The 272-nt window shown below is 47.1% G+C and carries 2 tRNA genes; both read left to right on the top strand.

The window, feature by feature from the left end:
- Positions 1 to 9: 9 nt before the first annotated feature.
- A tRNA-Thr gene (locus DWV68_RS14280) sits at positions 10 to 82 on the top strand.
- 27 nt (positions 83 to 109) lie between these two features.
- Positions 110 to 191, top strand: a tRNA-Tyr gene (locus DWV68_RS14275).
- Positions 192 to 272: the final 81 nt, after the last annotated feature.

Here is a 272-nt window from a genome sequence, read left to right as displayed (position 1 = left end):
GCAAGATATGCCGATGTGGCTCAATTGGCAGAGCAGCTGATTTGTAATCAGCAGGTTATCGGTTCGAGTCCGATCATCGGCTTTATACAATTTCATATTGTATAGAAATGGGCAGATTCCCGAGTGGCCAAAGGGGACAGACTGTAAATCTGCTGCAAATTGCTTCGGTGGTTCGAATCCACCTCTGCCCATTCTTCTTTTTAGAAGATAATTGAATAACGCGGGATGGAGCAGTCTGGAAGCTCGTCGGGCTCATAACCCGAAGGTCACAG

Origin of the sequence: Roseburia sp. AF12-17LB (genome assembly GCF_003479605.1) — a bacterium.
Lineage (GTDB): Bacteria > Bacillota > Clostridia > Lachnospirales > Lachnospiraceae > Roseburia_C > Roseburia_C amylophila.
This window is presented reverse-complemented; position numbering and strand designations above follow the sequence as displayed.